Raw genomic sequence first — 535 nt, 5'->3', positions numbered from 1 at the left:
GGCTTCGGGCATATGCTCCTGCATGAAATGGCCATAGATGCGGTGGGTATAGCGGTAATGACCGGGCAAAGCGCCCTTGAAAGCGCCGAGGAAGTTCTCGTCCGCCTCCCAGCTGACGCAGATCGGCGCGCCGCGGATATGGGAGGCGATATCGACATCGGGATAGATCTTGGCCAACGCCTTCAGCGCCAGATCCACCCGTTTTTCGGTCGGAAGCGGCAGCACCTTCAGCGCGTCGGTCATCCACGAATAGCTCAGGCAGATCACGGCGGGCTTATCCGGCCCGTTATCGAAGAAATAGGTGCCGCGGGTATGACGGTCGGTCAGGGTCATCGACATGACGGGCCTGCCCGTCGCATCTGTATCGTTCCAGAAGGGACGGTCCACCATCACGAAGGTCTTGGCCGCCTGCATATAGCGGGTGCGGTCGAGCGCCATCCACAGCTTCTGGTCAAAGAGGCTCTCCTCGACCTCGATCGCGGTGGTCAGAAGATGGGTCTGGCAGGTGCTGAGCACCGCAGCATAAAGCGTCTCG

1 protein-coding gene is annotated in these 535 nt (G+C 60.6%); it reads right to left on the bottom strand.

All coding sequences use genetic code 11. From position 1 onward, the window contains the following. Positions 1-535 (bottom strand): flavin monoamine oxidase family protein (locus VSX56_RS20785; protein WP_350939394.1); only part of this gene is annotated, 535 nt, incomplete at both ends.

This window comes from Thioclava kandeliae, assembly GCF_040297545.1.
Lineage (GTDB): Bacteria > Pseudomonadota > Alphaproteobacteria > Rhodobacterales > Rhodobacteraceae > Thioclava > Thioclava kandeliae.
Note: the sequence above shows the minus strand (reverse complement) of the source record. Positions and strands in the feature narration are given on the sequence as shown.